The sequence below is a fragment of the Ruegeria sp. BA2 genome (assembly GCF_056539605.1).
Genome location: NZ_JBQFVE010000003.1, coordinates 311,050 through 324,476, shown reverse-complemented (window position 1 = coordinate 324,476; position 13,427 = coordinate 311,050). Strand labels below are relative to the sequence as shown.

The following is a 13,427-nucleotide window of genomic DNA, read 5'->3' as shown; positions in this document are numbered from 1 at the left end:
TCCATGGCAAGCATCGGTAAAATCCTGCGCCGCACTTTCCTGATCGGTTCAGCCGCCATCGTCGGCGGTGTGGCCTTCGGTGCCTATTACGTAACCCGCCCCGCGGCCAACCCACTGAAACCGCGTGACGGCGAAACCGCGCTCAGCCCCTTTGTGTTGATCGATCAGCAGGGCGTGACCCTGTTCGCACCACGCGCTGAAATGGGTCAAGGCGTTATGACCACCTGGGCGGCGCTGATCGCCGAAGAGCTGGACGTTGAACTGGACGATATCCGCGTCTTGCACGGCCCGGCTGCGGCGGCCTATTACAACCACGCCCTCATGGGGGAAAGCCTGCCGGGCAAGGGCTATGACATCTCGGATTTCCAGCACAACCTAGGCGAGGCTTTGGGTGTTCTGGGCAGAACGCTTAGCCTGCAGGTCACCGGGGGTTCGACCTCGATGAAAGACGGGTTCGAGCGGATGCGGATGGCCGGGGCCACCGCACGCGAGACATTGAAACAGGCCGCGGCGGACCAGCTGGGTGTGAAACGCGACCAACTCAAGACCGAAAATGGCGCAGTGGTTGCCCCGGATGGCACCCGCATTCCCTATACCGAGCTGGCCGAGGCCGCGGGCCAGATCGAACCGCCCGAGGTTGCGTTGCGCGATCCGTCCGAATGGCGTCTGATTGGCAAATCCCTGCCTCGCGTCGATATTCCGGGAAAATCCACCGGCACCGCCGAATTTGGCATCGACGTGCGGCCAGAGGGTCTGAAATTCGCCTCGGCCCGTATTAACCCCAAGCTGGGCGGGGTAATGAACGGTTTTGATGCAAGTGCCGCCGAAACCATGCCCGGCGTTGAAAAGATCGTCGATCTGGGCACGGGTGTCGCAGTGATCGCCAACAACACTTGGCTCGCCATGCAGGCGGTCGAGGCGATTGACGTGGATTGGGGCGATGCCCCCTATCCGCCCGAAAGTGATGCGATATTCGCGCAAATTGCCAAGGCGTTTGATGATGACCCGAACTCGACCATGCGCGATGACGGCAATGTCGAAACCCTTCCCGAAGGCGCCACCGAGATCACGGCGGAATACACCGTGCCCTATCTGGCCCATGCCACGATGGAACCGATGAACGCCACCGTTCTTTATTCCGGCAACAAGCTGGACATGTGGTGCGGTCATCAGGCCCCAACGCTGATCCAAATTCGCGCGGCCAACACCGCTGGTCTGGAAACCGACGCAGTCGAAATCCACACCACCTATCTGGGCGGTGGCTTTGGCCGCCGGGGCGAGCTGGATTTTGGCGAGATCGCCACCAAGGTCGCCATGGCGATGCCCGGCACCCCGGTTCAGACGACGTGGAGCCGTGAGGAGGACATGCGCCACGATTTCTACCGCCCCGGCGCAATGGCACGGATGCGGGGCGCGGTGAAAGACGGCAAGGCTATCCTGATTGACGGCAAAGTCGCCTCGCAATCCCCGACACATCAGGCCGTTGAACGCGTGACCGGATTTGCTGGCGGCGGCCCCGACAAGGTTCTGGTCGAAGGCTTTTTCAATCAGCCCTACGCCGTTCCGAACTACCGCATGAGCGGTCACGTCGCCGATCTGGCTGTACCGGTCGGGTTCTGGCGCTCGGTCGGCAACAGCCACAATGCCTTCTTCCACGAGACCTTCCTGGATGAAATGGCCCATGCCGCCGGGCGTGATCCGCTTGAATTCCGGCTGGAGTTGGCAAGGTCCGAATTCGCCCCGGCTGCGGGGTGTCTGGAGGCCGTAAAAGAGATGTCAGGTTGGACCGGCAAGACCCCCAATGGCGTGGGGCGCGGCGTGGCAATGGCCTATAGCTTTGGCACCCCGGTCGCGCAGGTCATCGAAGTTGTGGACGAAGACGGCACCATCCGTATCAACAAGGCTTGGATCGCCTGCGATGTTGGCCTCGCCTTGGACCCGGCGACAGTCGAGGCGCAGATGATCGGCGGAATGATCTACGGATTGTCTGCAGCAGTCCAGGAAGAGATCACCTTTGCCGATGGCGAGGTCGAACAATACAACTTCCCGGATTATGATGCGTTGCGGATGCAAACCACTCCGGTCACAGAAGTCCGGATACTGGAGACCAACAAACATCTGGGCGGCGTTGGTGAACCCGGGACACCCCCGTCAATGCCTGCACTGGGGAACGCGCTGTTTGACCTTACCGGTCAACGCGCCCGCAGCCTGCCTCTAAACAAGCAGTTCGATCTGTTGGTTTAGTAGTCCGTTGGCCCGGTGCAATGCCGGGCCACCCCTTTCACGCCGTCCGCTGCAAGCGCGTTGCGTCTTTGCCTTCAGACCACGCGTGGACCGCGCTCCCAAACGCTTCAAACAAAGGTCGCGAAACCGGATCATTTGCTGCATCCCATTCAGGATGCCACTGAACCGACAGGGTAAAGCCGGGTGCGTCTTTGACATATATCGCTTCGGGCGTGCCGTCGGGTGCATGGCCATCTATCACCACATTCTCGCCCAGCGTTTTGATCCCTTGCCCATGCAGCGTGTTGGTCATCACTTCGGCCGCGCCCAGCAGGCGGTGAAATACACCGCCTTCGGTCAGGCTCACGACATGACGCAGGGCGAATTTCTCTTCCAAAGTACCGTCAGGCGGCATCCGATGATTCTGACGCCCAGGCAAATCACGGATTTCAGGATAGAGCGTGCCGCCCATGGCCACATTCACCTCCTGAAACCCCCGGCAGATCCCGAAAAACGGCTGCCCCCGCTCGGCACAAGCCCGAACCAGCGGCAGGGTGATCGCATCGCGCGCCCGGTCAAACTCGCCATGCGCCTCGGTTGCGGGTTCGCCATATTCCTCAGGGTGAACATTGGGTCGGCCACCGGTCAGAAGGAAGCCATCGCAGACCTCTAGCAACTCATCGACCGAAACATAGCGCGGATCGGCAGGGATCAGCAGCGGCAAACAATCCGAGACGTTCGAGACCGCCTCGGAATTCATCGTCCCACCCGCATGGGTCGGGTACTGATCATTCATCAGATAAGAATTGCCGATAATTCCAACGACGGGGCGCGCCATTCCATTTCCCTTGTTTCGCTCGTATCTTGCAAAACCTATCGGCAGCCTTGGCCGCGCGCAACGGCACAGACCCTGCATGGCAGCGCAAGCGCTTGTTCAACCGCGCACATACCCGACACCATTTGCAAAGGTGTTAGATCTCGCCGTTCAACCCAGCTGCTTCGATACCCGCCAGCGCCGCCTGGGCGTCGTTATCTGACGTGTCGCCGGTTACGCCAACCGCACCGATCACCGCACCCTTTCGGTCGCGCAACAGCACACCACCGGGAACCGGAACAACCTGTCCCCCGTAAACACCGTTCACCGCCGCCATGAAATAAGCCTGTCCTTCGGCCCGCTGCATCTGCGCCGTGCCAGCCATGCCCAGCATCACCGATCCGTAAGCCTTGCCATGCGCAATCGCAAAACGCCCGGGCGCGGCGCCATCTTCGCGTTCAAACGCAATCACATGCCCCCCGGAATCCAACACCACAACCGAAAGCGGCTTAAGCTCCATCTCACGCCCTTTTTCCAGCGCTTTGCGAATGATTGTCCGTGCTTTCCGCAAAGAAATTACCATGCCCGATCCCTTTCATCTGGCCAAAAATATCCTCGGGGGAGCGCGAGGGGGCAGACAGCCCCCTCGTTCCCGCCGCTGCCTCTAGCTTACGCTCGCCTTCAGCTCCAGCCGACGCGCGTGCAAAACTGGCTCGGTATAGCCCGACGGCTGCACCCGTCCGCGGAACACCAGATCGCAAGCCGCCTGGAACGCGATCCCGTCAAAGCCCGGAGCCATCGGCTTATAAGTCGGATCACCTTCGTTCTGACGATCCACGACAGCTGCCATTTTCTGCAGTGCTGCCATCACCTGCTCTTGACTGATCAGATCGTGATGCAGCCAGTTGGCCAACGCCTGAGACGAGATCCTGCAGGTCGCGCGATCCTCCATCAGACCGATATCGTTGATATCCGGCACTTTCGAACAACCGACCCCCTGATCGATCCAGCGCACCACATAGCCCAAAATACCCTGTGCGTTGTTTTCGATCTCGCGTGTGATCTCATCCGAGCTGAGATTGCGACCACCAAGCAGAGGAATGGTCAACAGGTCATCTAACGTGCCCCGTGCACCTTCAACGGCCAGCTCATCCTGGCGCGCCAGCACGTCGACCTTGTGGTAATGCGTGGCATGCAGAGTCGCGGCGGTGGGCGACGGCACCCAGGCGCAAGTCGCGCCGGATTGCGGGTGGCCGATCTTGGCCGCCAACATGTCTTGCATCCGATCCGGCATCGCCCACATGCCTTTGCCAATCTGCGCCCTGCCAATCAGGCCACACGCCAGACCGATATCGACATTGCGGTCCTCGTAAGACGCGATCCATGGCGTGTCCTTGATGTCGCCCTTGGGCAGCATCGGACCGGCCTCCATCGAGGTATGGATTTCATCCCCTGTGCGATCCAGAAATCCGGTGTTGATAAAGGCCACGCGCGATTTTGCGGCGCGGATACATTCCTTAAGGTTGGCCGAGGTGCGACGTTCTTCATCCATGATGCCCAGCTTTACCGTATTACGTGGCAGGTCCAGAATGTCTTCGACCACGTCGAAAATCTCGACCGAGAACGCGACCTCCTCAGGTCCGTGCATCTTGGGCTTCACCACATAGACTGAGCCCTTGACCGAGTTTCCACCCTCGCGCTTGAGGTCATGCATAGCGATCAGCGTCGTGCAGAGCGCATCCATCAACCCTTCACCAATCTCACGGCCTTCAGCGTCCAGCACGGCCGGGTTGGTCATTAGGTGACCCACATTACGCACCAGCATCAGTGAGCGCCCTTTCAGCGCTGCCTGCGCCCCATCGGGTGCTGAATAGACCAGATCCCCTGCAAGCTTACGGGTGAAGGTTGTACCGCCTTTCGTGACCTCTTCGGTCAGGTCACCGGCCATCAGGCCTAGCCAGTTTCCATAGGCCTGAACCTTGTCGGTCGCGTCGACACAGGCAACCGAATCCTCGCAATCCATGATCGTTGAAAGCGCGGATTCCAGACGCACATCGGCAATACCCGCCGGATCGGTTGCACCGATCGCGCTCTGCGCATCGAGCATGATCTGGATGTGCATCCCATTGTTGCGCAACAATACGAACTCAGGCTTTTCACCCGCTCCACCGAAACCGGCAAACTGCGACGGATCCTCCAGAGCCGGTATCAGCGCGCCATCCTGAACGCTCAGCCCGGACACGTCCGCCCAGGACCCTTGGGCCAACGGTGCGGCCTGATCCAGAAACGCCTTGGCCCAGGCAATGACGCGCCCACCACGTTCGGTGTCATAGGCTTTCCCGGTCGGCAAATCGCCCAGCGCATCCGTGCCATAAAGCGCGTCATATAAGCTGCCCCAGCGGGCATTCGCCGCGTTCAGTGCGAAGCGCGCATTGGTGATCGGCACAACAAGTTGCGGGCCGGGGGTCAGAGCGATCTCGGGGTCGACATTGGCGGTCTCGATCTCGAAATCGCCGCCTTCCTCAACCAGATAACCGATATCGCGCAGGAAAGACTGATATTCACCGGCATCAATTGGCAGGCCCCGCCTTGCTGCGTGCCAACCATCGATCCGGCTTTGAATATCAGCGCGCTTCTCCAACAATGTGCGGTTTTTTGGCCCCAACTCATTCGCCAGCCGCGCCAGACCCGCCCAGAACTGGTCTGCAGAAACTTCCGTTCCCGGCAGGGCTTTCTGTTCGATAAAGTCCACCAGTACCGGGTCGATCTGCAGCCCGCTGCGGGTCTGTCTACTGCTCATGTTCCGAATCCCTTACGATTGTGTGCGATGGTATGCGTCCTTCAATTAGGGCGTTCGTTTCCGATAGGCAACTTATGCGCTTAGGTCGTGGCCTTTTGGCCCATTGGGAAACTGTTTCAAATTGGCCTGAACGTTTGCGCGTTGGTTGCAGCACCCGCGCGAAGCCCCTAACGTCGCGCCAGACTCCCGGATTATGAGGCCCCCGATGCACGACGCAGCCCCCACCACGATCTATCTGAAAGACTACACCCCGTTTGGCTATCTGGTGGACAGCGTGCATCTGACCTTTGATCTGGCCCCGCATGCAACTCGGGTCACCTCTCGCATTGCGTTCCGCCCGAACCCCGAGGCCACTGACCGTGTGTTCTTCCTTCACGGGGAAGAGTTGAAACTGATCCGTGCCGCGATTGATGGCAACGTGGTCACGCCAGAAGTGACGCCGGAAGGCCTGGCTGCCACCGTTCCTGATGGGCCTTTTGTATGGGAGGCCGTGGTCGAGATCGATCCCGGCAACAACACTGCGCTTGAAGGGCTTTATATGTCGAACGGCATGTACTGCACCCAGTGCGAGGCCGAAGGGTTCCGCAAGATCACCTATTACCCTGACCGGCCTGACGTGATGTCCACCTTCACCGTGCGCATCAACGGCGGCCTTCCGGTGCTTCTGTCGAATGGCAATCCATCAGGAAAGGGCGAAGGCTGGGCTGAGTGGAGTGATCCCTGGCCTAAGCCTGCCTATCTGTTCGCGCTGGTGGCCGGTGAGCTGGTCGCCCATCCCGGTCAGTTCGCCACCATGTCAGGTCGCGACGTCGAATTAAACCTTTGGGTCCGACCTGGAGATGAGGGCAAATGCGCCTTCGGGATGGAAGCCCTGAAAAAGTCGATGAAATGGGACGAAGATGTCTATGGCCGTGAATACGATCTGGACGTTTTCAACATCGTTGCCGTCGACGATTTCAACATGGGCGCGATGGAGAACAAGGGGCTGAACATTTTCAACTCCTCTGCCGTTCTGGCCAGCCCCGAAACCTCGACCGATATGAATTTCGAGCGGATTGAGGCGATCATTGCCCATGAATATTTCCATAACTGGACCGGCAACCGCATCACCTGCCGCGACTGGTTCCAGCTGTGCCTGAAAGAAGGCCTTACTGTATTCCGCGACGCTCAGTTCACCTCGGACATGCGCTCAGCCTCAGTGAAACGCATCCACGACGCGATAGATCTGCGAGCGCGACAATTCCCCGAAGATAACGGACCGTTATCGCACCCCGTCCGGCCCGAAAGCTTTCAGGAAATCAATAACTTCTACACCTCAACCGTCTATGAAAAAGGCGCCGAGGTCATCGGGATGCTGAAACGGTTGGTTGGTTATGAGGCCTACTCCAAAGCGCTGGATCTCTATTTCGACCGCCACGACGGGCAAGCCTGCACGATCGAGGATTGGCTCAAGGTATTCGAAGACACCACGGGCCGCGACCTGAGCCAGTTCAAACGCTGGTACAGCCAGTCGGGCACCCCGCGCGTTTCAGTCGCTGAAGACTGGGCCGATGGTACCTATACCCTGACACTTAGCCAGCGCACGGAGCCGACACCAGGGCAGAATGACAAGCAGCCTCAGGTCATCCCCATCGCTGTTGGCCTGCTTGGCGCTAACGGCGACGAGGTGCGCGCGACTGAAGTGTTTGAACTGACCGAAGCTGAGCAGAGCTTTACCTTCACCGGCCTTGCCGCCAAACCCGTACCTTCCATCCTGCGCGATTTCTCGGCGCCGGTGATCCTTGAACACGAAATCAGCAATGCCGAGCGTGCCTTTCTGTTGGCCCATGACACCGATCCGTTCAACCGCTGGCAAGCGGGGCGGTCGCTGGCCGAGGATACCTTGCTGCGCATGATCACGGATGATGCGACGCCGGATGCCGATTACCTCGACGGTCTGCTGGCAGTTCTTCGCGATCAGGCACTGGACCCGGCTTATCGCGCGCTAATGCTGGGCCTGCCAACGCAATCGGAATTAGCAGCGGCGTTGCATGACAAGGGCATCACGCCTGATCCGATGGCGATCTGGCGCGCGGTTGAAACCTTGCGTCAGGCCACCGCTCAGCATGTACAAGACCTACTGCCCCGACTGCATAGCGAGACACTGGTTGACGCGGCCTACCAACCGGACGCTGAGCAATCTGGCAAACGGGCATTGGGCAGCGCGGCGCTTGCCCTGACTTCGCGGCTGGACGGCGGCACCAAGGCGGCCGAGGAATACGCGCGCGCCGACAACATGACACTGCAGCTGACTGCACTGTCGTGTCTGCTGCGCGCAGGCAAAGGCGAAACCGAGTTGGCGGCGTTCTACGAACAGTGGCGGCATGACCGGCTGGTGATGGACAAATGGTTCGCCCTGCAAGTGGCGATGACCGGGCCTGAAAATACGGTTGAGACCACGCGACGGCTGACCGAGCATGCTGATTTCAATTGGAAAAACCCCAACCGATTCCGCGCATTGATGGGGTCTTTGGCAGGCAGCCATGCAGGGTTCCATCAGGCGAATGGGGCAGGATATGCCCTTTTGGCTGACTGGTTGATCAGGCTTGATCCAGTGAACCCGCAAACCACTGCCCGGATGTGCAGCGCATTCCAGACATGGAAACGCTATGACACGGATCGTCAGGCGCTGATCCGTAGTCAACTGAACCGCATCGCCGAAACCCCTAATCTGTCGCGGGATACGACCGAAATGGTCTCGCGCATCCTCGGCGCATGACCCCGTTTGCGTTTAGCCGTCAAAACCGCACGCAGCGCGCGGTTTTGACTCTGATCTGTGTCTATGCCCTTTTGATCGGGCTGGTTATTCTGCTGAACGCCGCATGGTGGTTGATGGCCTTGCTGGCCCTGCCAACCCTGCCCGCACTTGCGGATGTTCTGAAAGATACCAGCGCGGGAATGGAACTGACCGATAAAGCGCTGCGCTGGCACACGGGCAAACGTCAGGGCGAGATTGAGTTATCGGACATCGACCGGTTTCGCTTTGACACCCGCTGGGATTTTTCAGTGCGTGTATCTGCAGTGCTGAAATCTGATAAACGCCTGCGTCTGCCTGATGAATCACTTCCGCCGCACAAACAGTTTGAAGAGATTCTGAATCAAGCCGGATTCGCTGTTGAGCGCCATCATTTTAGAGTTTTCTGAAACGATTCCCCGATTCTGGGCGCAATTGGCCCTCGAATCCTAGGCTCAAAGCGACGCACGCTTGATTTGAGTGTAATTTTTGGCAAACTGGGCGGGTTACAAGTTTGTTCTAGTTCGAGTTTTGCCATGTTTTGGTCTATGAAGGCATTTGCCGCCCGTATTTTCGGTTCTACTGATCCCACCTCAACGCCTCTGCCCGCGTCGGTTGCCGATGCTACCGCATGGCTTGTTGCATCTGGGCAGTTGAACATTCCAATTGCTGAAACGAATGCGGATGAAGCGATCGGGCATCAGGTCATCGAACGGGGCCGCTATCTGGCGCGGCAGGATCTGTGGGCAGAGCTTTCACAAGAAATGCGCGCCGCAGATGAGGGCCGCAAGTCCACGCCCTGCGGACAGCCAATTGCCGATTTGCTGGCTTTTGGGGCGCGTTCGGATGTGGTTTTGGCAACGGAACATGCGCTATCGGACCACAAAGAACTGTCAGACTATGATCTTCTGGGTGGGATTTCCGAACTGGAAGCTGAGATACAAAACCACCCCGACGATCCGATGATCACGCTGGTGGTTGCGCTCGCCCATATTGATCTTGCCTGGGCCTGGCGCGGGACGGCGCATCCCGATACCTTGCCAGCCCTGCATCAATCCCGCTGTGCCGCGCATTTCGACCGCGCCGCCGCGCTGCTGCCACTCTGCCGCGCGGCATTGCCGGACAGCCCTGCAATCGCTGCTGCAGACTGTGCGTTGCTGGCCGGCCACGTGGACCCGCGCACCCGCGTCGCGGACAAATACGAGGCGCTGATCACGCTCGACCCGCAGAACCACCGCCACATGCGCGCGATGGGTAGCCATCTGCTGCCGCGCTGGTTCGGCAGCTATGAAGAGCTTGAGCTTCAGGCTTTGCGCAACGCCGCGCGCACGCAAGACATCTGGGGGGCTGGGGGCTATACCTGGGTGCAATTCGACGCCATTGCATTGGATGACGAAGCGTGCGCGCGGGTGGATGTTGAGTATTTCCTGGAAGGCCTGCGCGATATCGTTGCGCGGCGCCCGGATCAGCCGACCATCAATCTGTTGGCGGCCTATTGCTCGGTCACATTGCAAAACCGAATGGGTCAGAATCCAAAGGCTGATATCGCGCGCAAGCAGATATGCGAAGCCGCAAACTGGCTTATTCGCGATCACATGACCGAGCTGCACCCCTTGATCTGGGCCCATGCAGCGAACGGGTTCAACAACAGTCTGCGCGTCAACTCGACCGAGCGTTTCGCTGCACGCGGTCGCCGAGACGCGCTGAAGGCCATCGCCAACCAGCTGCGGGATGAGCTGCGCAGCGGCCAAAGCGTGACCTTCACACCGACTGGCCTGCAATTCTCAGAGAGCTAAAGCGCCTTTGCCCCTTGCCCCTTTGGCGCGCCGGGCCTAATACGCAGGATTAGACTTCTGCGGAAATGAGGCGCGCCATGCTCGACCTGACATACGAAATGCCCAAACCCAAAACCATTGCCGGGGCGAAGCACGATTGGGAACTGGTGATCGGGATGGAGGTGCACGCTCAGGTCTCATCCAATGCCAAGCTGTTCTCGGGCGCGTCGACCCAATTCGGGGCCGAGCCGAATTCGAACGTGGCCTTCGTGGACGCCGCGATGCCGGGGATGCTGCCGGTGATCAACGAGTATTGTGTGGAACAGGCGGTGCGTACCGGGCTGGGCCTGAAGGCGGATATCAATCTGAAATCAGCCTTTGATCGCAAAAACTATTTCTACCCCGACCTGCCGCAAGGCTACCAGATTTCCCAGCTTTATCAGCCCATTGTGGGTGAAGGTGAAGTGCTGGTCGAGATGGGTGACGGCACCGCACGCATGGTCCGCATCGAACGCATCCACATGGAGCAGGACGCGGGCAAATCGATCCATGACATGGACCCGCATATGTCTTTCGTCGACCTGAACCGGACCGGTGTCTGCCTGATGGAGATCGTTTCGCGCCCCGATATTCGCGGGCCGGAAGAGGCCGCAGCCTACATCGCCAAGCTGCGCCAGATCATGCGCTATCTGGGCACCTGTGACGGCAACATGCAGAACGGGAACCTGCGGGCGGACGTGAACGTCTCGATCTGTTTGCCGGGCGCATATGAGAAGTATCAGGAAACACAGGACTTTTCGCATCTGGGCACGCGCTGCGAGATCAAGAACATGAACTCGATGCGCTTTATCCAGCAAGCGATCGAGGTCGAAGCACGCCGTCAGATTGCCATCGTCGAGGGCGGTGGTGAGATCGATCAGGAAACGCGCCTGTATGACCCGGACAAGGGCGAGACACGCTCGATGCGGTCCAAGGAAGAGGCGCATGATTATCGTTATTTCCCCGACCCTGACCTGCTGCCGCTGGAGATCGAACAGGCTTGGGTGGACGACATCGCCGCCAAGCTGCCCGAACTACCAGACGACAAAAAAGCGCGTTTTATCAGTGAGTTCGGATTGACCGACTATGACGCTTCGGTACTGACCGCCGAGGTGGAATCGGCTGCTTACTTCGAGGAGGTCGCCGGGGGACGCAGCGGTAAACTGGCTGCGAACTGGGTGATCAACGAGCTGTTTGGCCGGTTGAAAAAAGAAGATCATGACATCACCGAGTCTCCGGTGTCCCCCGCTCAGTTGGGTGGTATCATCGATCTGATTTCGTCTGATGCCATTTCGGGCAAAATCGCCAAGGACCTGTTCGAGATTGTCTATAACGAAGGCGGTGATCCGGCGAAAATCGTCGAGGATCGCGGCATGAAACAGGTGACTGACACTGGCGCCATCGAGGCCGCTTTGGACGAAATCATCGCCGCCAATCCGGCACAGGTTGAGAAGGCCAAGGTGAACCCGAAACTGGCTGGCTGGTTCGTCGGTCAAGTGATGAAGGCCACCGGCGGCAAGGCCAACCCGAAGGCCGTTAACGAATTGGTCAGCAAGAAGCTGGGTTCGTAAATCTTCCGAGTTGTACAAACCCCGAACAGGGGTTTGTTCGACTTGTACATAACGAAAACTTAATTTTCGAGACCGGTATTGGAGCAAGCCATCGGCTTGACTCAGCGTCCGAATGCGCATTCTCATCCCCTCAAATCAGAGAGGTGAGCCGTCATGAAAAATCGTTTTGATCAGGAGTTGGAAACCCGGCTGGTGCGCTATGCTGCCATCGACAGTCAGAGCGATGAGACCTCGCCTTCGACCCCTAGCACCGAAATCCAGTTCGACATGCTGAACCTGTTGCGGCAAGAGCTGACCGAGATCGGTGCGCAAGACGTTCAGATGACCGGAGACAGCGTGGTCGTAGCCACCATCCCCGGTACGGCGGAGGGGCCAACGATTGGATTTCTGGCGCATGTGGACACCGCGCCTCAGTTCAATGCAACCGGCGTGAAACCTCGGGTGATCAAAGGGTATAATGGCGGTGAGATTACTTTCCCTGATGATCCCGATCTGGTGCTGTCACCCGAAGAGCATCCCTATCTGGCCGAAAAGATCGGGCATGATCTGATCACCGCGTCGGGAACAACTCTGCTGGGGGCCGATGACAAAGCGGGCGTTTCGATCCTGATGACGATGGCGCGGCACTTGCTGGAGAACAAAGACTTGCCCCACGGCCCGATTCGCATCGCCTTTACACCCGATGAAGAGATCGGGCGTGGTGTTACCGAACAGCTGCCCAAAGATCTGGGCGCGGATTTCGCCTATACGCTGGACGGGCAAGAACTGGGTGAGATCGAATATGAAAGCTTCTCGGCCGACCGCGCGGTGATCAAGATCACCGGTGTTTCGATCCACCCCGGATTGGCCAAGGACAAAATGGTAAACGCGGCGCATCTGGCGGCAAAGATCGTGCAGACCTTGCCTCAGGCGACGATGACGCCCGAAGTGACAGACGGGCGCGAAGGGTTCATCCATGTGACCGACATGAATGGCGGCTCATCCGAGATGGAGATCAAGCTGATCCTGCGCGATTTCGAAATGGATGCTTTGGAAGCCCAGCGCGATATTGTCCGTCAGGTCTGCGCCGCCGTGCAGGCCACTGAACCCCGTGCTACAATTACTTGTGATATCAGCCATCAATACCGCAACATGCGTTACTGGCTGGAAAAGGACATGACGCCGGTCGATCTGGCGCGCGACGCTTGCCGGGAACAGGGGATCGAGCCCGTATCCGTCCCGATCCGCGGCGGCACCGACGGCTCGCGCCTGACCGAGTTCGGCACGCCAACGCCGAATATCTTTACGGGCATGCAGTGCATTCACGGCCCGCTAGAGTGGATCTCGGTCCAGGATATGGCGGTCGCAACCGAAACCTGCCTGTCGCTGGTCGGCAAGGCAGCGCGGAGCTAAGGCAACAGTACGGGCCGAAATTCGCCAATGCGTGATCTTG

9 protein-coding genes are annotated in these 13,427 nt (G+C 58.9%); 6 read left to right on the top strand and 3 right to left on the bottom strand.

The features are described 5' to 3' along the window. Positions 1 to 3: 3 nt before the first annotated feature. Positions 4 to 2,244 carry a molybdopterin cofactor-binding domain-containing protein gene (locus ACR0NN_RS09100; protein WP_170720665.1) on the top strand — a complete coding sequence of 747 codons (2,241 nt, stop codon included), beginning with the start codon at positions 4 to 6 and terminating at the stop codon, positions 2,242 to 2,244. Between the two features lie 37 nt (positions 2,245 to 2,281). Here ACR0NN_RS09100 and ACR0NN_RS09095 read toward each other — a convergent pair whose 3' ends face one another. The 3 genes from ACR0NN_RS09095 to ACR0NN_RS09085 form a co-directional block, all read right to left on the bottom strand. Continuing rightward, complete coding sequence (locus tag ACR0NN_RS09095; protein WP_170685865.1) at positions 2,282 to 3,061, bottom strand: gamma-glutamyl-gamma-aminobutyrate hydrolase family protein; 780 nt, start codon at positions 3,059 to 3,061, stop codon at positions 2,282 to 2,284. A gap of 133 nt (positions 3,062 to 3,194) precedes the next feature. Then, complete coding sequence (locus ACR0NN_RS09090) at positions 3,195 to 3,620, bottom strand: heme-binding protein (protein ID WP_170685866.1); 426 nt, start codon at positions 3,618 to 3,620, stop codon at positions 3,195 to 3,197. An 81-nt stretch (positions 3,621 to 3,701) separates the two neighbouring features. Continuing rightward, on the bottom strand, positions 3,702 to 5,837 hold the full coding sequence (locus ACR0NN_RS09085; RefSeq protein WP_170720667.1) for a malate synthase G: 2,136 nt from the start codon (positions 5,835 to 5,837) through the stop codon (positions 3,702 to 3,704). Positions 5,838 to 6,042: 205 nt separating this feature from the next. On the opposite strand from ACR0NN_RS09085, the gene pepN reads away from it, so the two are divergent. The 5 genes from pepN (at position 6,043) to pepT (ending at position 13,387) form a co-directional block, all read left to right on the top strand. Beyond that, a complete protein-coding gene (gene pepN, locus ACR0NN_RS09080; RefSeq protein WP_480684448.1) occupies positions 6,043 to 8,595 on the top strand; it encodes an aminopeptidase N in 2,553 nt (850 codons plus the stop codon). Next, on the top strand, positions 8,592 to 9,020 hold the full coding sequence (locus tag ACR0NN_RS09075) for a hypothetical protein (RefSeq protein WP_170720673.1): 429 nt from the start codon (positions 8,592 to 8,594) through the stop codon (positions 9,018 to 9,020). The genes pepN and ACR0NN_RS09075 overlap by 4 nt, the downstream gene beginning before the upstream one ends. Positions 9,021 to 9,158: 138 nt before the next feature. Further along, complete coding sequence (locus ACR0NN_RS09070) at positions 9,159 to 10,406, top strand: hypothetical protein (protein ID WP_480684446.1); 1,248 nt, start codon at positions 9,159 to 9,161, stop codon at positions 10,404 to 10,406. A gap of 77 nt (positions 10,407 to 10,483) precedes the next feature. Beyond that, the gene (gene gatB / locus ACR0NN_RS09065) at positions 10,484 to 11,995 is read left to right on the top strand and encodes an Asp-tRNA(Asn)/Glu-tRNA(Gln) amidotransferase subunit GatB (RefSeq protein ID WP_170720680.1); all 1,512 of its coding nucleotides are present in this window, start codon (positions 10,484 to 10,486) and stop codon (positions 11,993 to 11,995) included. A 153-nt stretch (positions 11,996 to 12,148) separates the two neighbouring features. Beyond that, positions 12,149 to 13,387 carry a peptidase T gene (gene pepT, locus ACR0NN_RS09060; protein WP_170720681.1) on the top strand — a complete coding sequence of 413 codons (1,239 nt, stop codon included), beginning with the start codon at positions 12,149 to 12,151 and terminating at the stop codon, positions 13,385 to 13,387. The last annotated feature ends 40 nt before the right edge of the window (positions 13,388 to 13,427 follow it).

Bases quoted from the DNA above. Each gene is read 5' to 3' on its own strand.
- ACR0NN_RS09100 (WP_170720665.1), top strand. From the start codon at position 4: ATGGCAAGCATCGGTAAAATCCTGCGCCGCACTTTCCTGATCGGTTCA.
- ACR0NN_RS09075 (WP_170720673.1), top strand. From the start codon at position 8,592: ATGACCCCGTTTGCGTTTAGCCGTCAAAACCGCACGCAGCGCGCGGTT.
- ACR0NN_RS09070 (WP_480684446.1), top strand. From the start codon at position 9,159: ATGAAGGCATTTGCCGCCCGTATTTTCGGTTCTACTGATCCCACCTCA.
- ACR0NN_RS09095 (WP_170685865.1), bottom strand. From the start codon at position 3,061: ATGGCGCGCCCCGTCGTTGGAATTATCGGCAATTCTTATCTGATGAAT.
- pepT (WP_170720681.1), top strand. From the start codon at position 12,149: ATGAAAAATCGTTTTGATCAGGAGTTGGAAACCCGGCTGGTGCGCTAT.
- ACR0NN_RS09085 (WP_170720667.1), bottom strand. From the start codon at position 5,837: ATGAGCAGTAGACAGACCCGCAGCGGGCTGCAGATCGACCCGGTACTG.
- gatB (WP_170720680.1), top strand. From the start codon at position 10,484: ATGCTCGACCTGACATACGAAATGCCCAAACCCAAAACCATTGCCGGG.
- ACR0NN_RS09090 (WP_170685866.1), bottom strand. From the start codon at position 3,620: ATGGTAATTTCTTTGCGGAAAGCACGGACAATCATTCGCAAAGCGCTG.
- pepN (WP_480684448.1), top strand. From the start codon at position 6,043: ATGCACGACGCAGCCCCCACCACGATCTATCTGAAAGACTACACCCCG.